This is a genomic window from Halobacterium sp. CBA1126 (assembly GCF_009741975.1).
In the GTDB taxonomy this organism is placed as follows: Archaea; Halobacteriota; Halobacteria; order Halobacteriales; family Halobacteriaceae; genus Halobacterium.
On the sequence record NZ_WPCF01000151.1, the window covers coordinates 1 to 4,550 of the forward strand.

The window sequence follows — 4,550 nt, forward strand, 5'->3', positions numbered from 1 at the left end:
CGGAGCCAGTCGGCGGCCTCGCCCGAGGCGTACACGAGCACGTCGAGGACGTCCGCGGGCTCGTCGACGTCGACCGCGAGCCGGAACGAGTCGACGGGTTCGACGGACGCGCCCGCTGCCTCGGCGGCGGCGACGTGGTCGAGGAAGGAGGTGCCGTGGTAGTCCACGCTGAACTCCGGGTGGCGGACGACGAGCGCGTTCGTGCCGCCGCCGCGACCCGGCGCGATGACCACGTCGCGTCGGCGTCGAACAGCCGTTCGAGCGCGTCAGGCGTGGCCAGCGCGAGGTCCGCCATCACGACGGCCGCTGGGCGGCCCTCGGCGAGCGCGTCGTTCACCGCGACCGACAGCGACCGGTCGTCGACGATTACTGGCGCGTCGACGCTGTCGAGTGGCTCCGTCGCCAGCACGGTCGGCGTCCCGCCGGCCTCGCGGACGGCGGCGAGGACGTCCGCGAGCATCGCCGCCGCGAACTCGCGGCGCTCGGCGGGCGAGAGCAGCGAGGAGAGGCGCGTGTTCGGGTTCGTCGGGTCGAACGGGACGAGGGTCCGCATTCCCTCAGCCGAGCTTGTCGTAGGTGTCCCGCTGCTGGAGGTACCAGTAGACGCCGCCCGCGATCAACAGCAGGACGACCAGCGCCGCGCCGACCATGATGATGAGGTCGGTGCGCTCCGCGGACGAGGCCGCGCTGTTCGCCGCGGACTCGGCCTCCTCGGCGTTGCTGACCGCCTGCTCGAAGTTCCCGCTGTTGTAGAACTCGATGGCGTCCTCGAGGTCGCCCTCGGCGCCGCTGACGCTCGCGCCCTGGTTCTGGGCGTTCTCGATGGCGTCCTGGGCGTCACCGATGGCGGTGCGGGCCTCGTCGCTGGCCTGCGTGTACGGCCGCGTCTCGTAGGTCGTCAGCGTCGTCGACGTGCCGCCCTCTTGGACCTGCGCGAACGACGCGAGCGTCATCGACTGCGCCGGGTCGTAGGAGTACGACTCCACGGCCGGCACGGTGCCCTCGAGTCGCACCGTGACGCTGTTGACGTCCTCGCTCGCTTCGATGGACTGCTCGAAGCTCTGGCCGTTGTACGTCAGCCGGTCGATCTGCGCGCCGGTCTGGTCGTACAGCGTGACCGTCCACGAGACGCCCGTGAGTTCGGTCTGGCCCTGGAGCGTCCACTGGTCGTAGTCCGTGTAGAGGTCCGTGACCTCGTAGGTGAGGTTCTGGCTGGCGTCGACCTCGACGCTGTCCGGGGTGTCGCCGCTGACCGAGACGGCCGCGGCTGGGACGGCCGCGGTGGCGAGCACGACGACGAGAGCGACCGCTAGCTTAGAACAGCGGTTCAAGTTCATCGTCGTCGTCTTCGACCAATTCCTCCAAGTTCTCTTCGCTTTCTTCCCGGATGTCGTCGATGTTGTCCTGCGCCTCGATGGCGACCTCCTGCAGCTCCTTGATGCGCGGGACGTTGTTCACGCCCGACAGCAGGACGACGGAGGCCACCTGCTGGGAGTCCGGCACGGGGTAGTCGCCGCCGCGGACCTCCATCGAGCCGGTCTGCTCTTCGAGCCACTTGCGGCCGCGCTCGATGCCCTTCCGGTTGAGGTACTTCGGCGGGCCCGCGGTGACCAGCAGCGCTCGCTCGCTCCCCTCGATCTCGCAGGGGAGCGTGAGCCGGCCGAGCGCCGCCTTCCGGACGAGGCTCGTGATGCGGTTCGTCGTCGAGGCGGAGTCCTCGAGGGTGTCGTCGTCGCCGCCCGTGAACCGCGACAGCAGGCCGCTGCCGGAGGTGTCGTTGTCGACGGTCTCGGAGGCGTACCCGACCGTGGAGACGCCGCCGCCGGCGAGCGTGTTGATGATCTCGCTGGAGTCGACGACGCTCTCGGCGACGTCGCCGCCCTGTTCGACCTCGCCGGCGCCGAACAGGATGCCGAAGCGGGTGACGATCTCCTCGTTGATCTCGTCGTAGCCGCCCTGCACGGACTCGCCGGACTTCCGCCACGCGTCGTTGTCGAAGACGAGGAGGTTGTCGACCTCGCGGACGAACGTCTGGAACGACCGCGCGGCGTTCAGCGTGTAGATGCCGCCCTCGTCGCTGCCGGGCAGCACGCCGAGGCCGTAGACGGGTTCGGTGTAGATGCGCTTGAGGTGTTTGGCGATGACCGGGGAGCCGCCCGAGCCCGTGCCGCCGCCCAGCCCGGAGATGACGAGGAACGCGTCGACCTCGTGGACCGGGATGGAGTCGATTGCACCCTGCACCTCGTCGATGTCCTCCTCGGCGATCTCCGCGCCGAGTTCGTTGTCGGCGCCGACGCCGTGGCCCTTCACTCGGGACTGCCCGATGAGGACGCGATTCTCCTTCGGCACGTGCTCCAAGCCCATGAGGTCGGCTTTGGCGGTGTTGACGGCGACCGCGGCACGCACGATGTTGGAGTCGTGCCGCTTGTCGTACTCGAGGAACTTGTCGAGTATCTTACCGCCCGCCTGGCCGAACCCGATCATTGCCAGTTTCATACGGAACCCTTTGCACAGTTAGAGTAGAAACGAGGGTATAAGGCTTTTGCAGACACGTGTCCGACGGTTCAGCGGCGGAACCGGTTTTCGACAGACGGGGCGCAGTCGGTGACTCTCCGCCGGGGACGCTGTCGACCCGACTCCTCGGTAAGTTTAAGTTTGACGGCTGGTGTCTACGCGCTGACGATTTACTCGGTGCCGAGGTACGCCGACAGCGTCGTCAGTTCCGACTCGTCGACGCCGAACGCGCCGACGTCGTTGGCCGCGACCGTGTTGTCGAACTTCAGCGACCGGTACTGGTCGGTGCCGAACGGCACGAACGGCAGCGGGTCCGCCAGCCGCATCCCGACGCCCGCGAGCGGCATCGGCACCGGGAGCACCCGCACGGACTTCCCCTCCGAGCGGTAGACCAGCCGGGTCACGTCCCCGAGGGTCAACACCTCGGGACCGCCGAGCTCGTACGTCTCCCCCCAGTGGCTGTCGTCCTCGACGGCCGCCGCGAGCATCCCCACGAGGTCGCCGACCCAGATGGGCTGGAACCGCGTCTTCCCGCCGCCCGGCAGCCCCGTGACGTACGGCGTCGTCAGCTGCTTCGTGAACGAGACGAACTCCCCGCCGTCACCGAACACGACCGACGGCCGCACGATGGTGTACGCCAGCTCGGAGCTCCGCACGACGTCCTCCGCGCGCCCCTTCGAGCGGATGTACGCCGTCGACCCGTCGGGGTCCGCGCCGAGCGCCGACAGCTGGAGCAGGTACTCCACGCCCGCGTCCTCGGCGGCCTCGACGACGTTCTCGGTGCCGCCGAGGTGGACCTCGAAGTGGCGGTCGTCGCCCCCGCTGGGCTTGAACAGCGGCGACAGCGCGACGAGGTTCACGACCGCGTCGTGGCCCTCGACGGCCGACCGGACGGAGTCGTAGGCGGTCACGTCCCCGACCACGGTCTCCACGGCGTCGGGCAGGTCCGCGTCCTCGGGGTGGCGCGACAGGGCGGTCACGTCGTGGCCCCGGTCGGCGAGTTCGCGGCACAGATGCGTCCCGATGAATCCCGTTCCGCCAGTGACCAGCACGTCCATGTCCCCGAGGACGGCGGGCAACTCCCTAAAACTATGCCCGAGCGCGGCGGAATCTACCGGCGAGCGCCGCCGGCTCCGGGGCCGCTCGGAACCCGAAGCCGTTAGTACGTCCGTCGCCGTCCTTCCGGCATGCTCGTCACGCTGGAGGGCATCGACGGCAGCGGCAAGACCACGGTCTGGGAGGCCCTGCGCGAGGCCCGCGGCGACGGCTACACGTTCACCCGCGAGCCCACGGACTCGTGGTACGGCGACGCCGTCCGGCGGTCCATCGGCGAGGACGACGCGGACCCGCTCGCGGAGCTGTTCCTCTACACCGCCGACCACGCCGACCACCTCTCCCGGGTCGTCCGGCCCGCCCTCGACGCCGGCGACGTCGTGATCTCGGACCGGTACTCGGACTCCCGGTACGCCTACCAGGGCGTCGCCCTCGAGGGCGTCGTCGACCGCCCGATGGAGTACGTCCGCGGCGTCCACCAGCCGTGGACGCGCCCCCCGGACCTCACGCTGTTCTTCGACGTCGACCCCGAGACCGGCGCCGCCCGCGCCGGCGCCACGAACAAGTTCGAACAGGTGGAGTTCCTCTCCCGCGTCCGGGAGAACTACGAGCAGCTCGCGGAGTACGAGCCCGAGCGGTTCGTCCGCATCGACGCCACACAGTCCCCGGAGGCCGTCCTCGCGGACGCCGAGGACGTCCTCGACCGCGTGCTCGCCGCGGAGTAGCGATGCCCGACGACGACCGCGAGGACGACGGCGGCTTCTCCCTGAAGCTGCCGCCGATTCGCCTGCCGGCGCTGTTCCCCGAGAACTTCCGCGTCCGCTGGCCCGCACCCGGCGACGGCCCGCGGCGCCGCCCCTCGAAACACGCCGTGCTCGCGGCCCTCGTGCTCTTCGACGTCGTCGACGCCCTCCTCGCGCTTACGGTCGACAGCGCCGCCCTCACGGCCGTCCGAGTCGTCGGCGGCGCGCTCGTCGCCGCGA

At 69.9% G+C, this 4,550-nt stretch carries 5 protein-coding genes and 1 pseudogene; 2 read left to right on the top strand and 4 right to left on the bottom strand.

Going from position 1 to position 4,550, the window contains the following annotated elements:
• The 4 genes and pseudogenes from cofC to GJ634_RS14215 form a co-directional block, all read right to left on the bottom strand.
• A pseudogene (cofC, locus tag GJ634_RS14200) lies at window positions 1-553 on the bottom strand (2-phospho-L-lactate guanylyltransferase); the annotation flags it as partial.
• A gap of 4 nt (window positions 554-557) precedes the next feature.
• The gene (locus GJ634_RS14205) at window positions 558-1,337 is read right to left on the bottom strand and encodes a hypothetical protein (protein WP_157503513.1); all 780 of its coding nucleotides are present in this window, start codon (window positions 1,335-1,337) and stop codon (window positions 558-560) included.
• Window positions 1,315-2,496: a tubulin/FtsZ family protein gene (locus GJ634_RS14210; RefSeq protein ID WP_157503514.1), complete on the bottom strand. Its 1,182-nt coding sequence runs from the start codon at window positions 2,494-2,496 to the stop codon at window positions 1,315-1,317. Before GJ634_RS14210 ends, GJ634_RS14205 begins: the two co-directional genes overlap by 23 nt.
• Window positions 2,497-2,684: 188 nt before the next feature.
• Window positions 2,685-3,572, bottom strand: a complete 888-nt coding sequence (locus GJ634_RS14215; RefSeq protein ID WP_157503515.1) for a complex I NDUFA9 subunit family protein — start codon at window positions 3,570-3,572, stop codon at window positions 2,685-2,687.
• 129 nt (window positions 3,573-3,701) lie between these two features.
• Here GJ634_RS14215 and tmk point away from each other — a divergent pair, with 129 nt between their 5' ends.
• Both tmk and GJ634_RS14225 read left to right on the top strand, forming a co-directional pair.
• On the top strand, window positions 3,702-4,292 hold the full coding sequence (tmk, locus tag GJ634_RS14220; RefSeq protein WP_157503516.1) for a dTMP kinase: 591 nt from the start codon (window positions 3,702-3,704) through the stop codon (window positions 4,290-4,292).
• A gap of 2 nt (window positions 4,293-4,294) precedes the next feature.
• The coding region (locus tag GJ634_RS14225) for a hypothetical protein (protein WP_157503517.1) at window positions 4,295-4,550 on the top strand (256 nt) is incomplete at its 3' end.

What these genes read in the sequence shown, in the direction of transcription:
- GJ634_RS14205 (WP_157503513.1), bottom strand. Translation starts at nt 1,337, where the DNA reads ATGAACTTGAACCGCTGTTCTAAGCTAGCGGTCGCTCTCGTCGTCGTG.
- GJ634_RS14210 (WP_157503514.1), bottom strand. Translation starts at nt 2,496, where the DNA reads ATGAAACTGGCAATGATCGGGTTCGGCCAGGCGGGCGGTAAGATACTC.
- GJ634_RS14215 (WP_157503515.1), bottom strand. Translation starts at nt 3,572, where the DNA reads ATGGACGTGCTGGTCACTGGCGGAACGGGATTCATCGGGACGCATCTG.
- tmk (WP_157503516.1), top strand. Translation starts at nt 3,702, where the DNA reads ATGCTCGTCACGCTGGAGGGCATCGACGGCAGCGGCAAGACCACGGTC.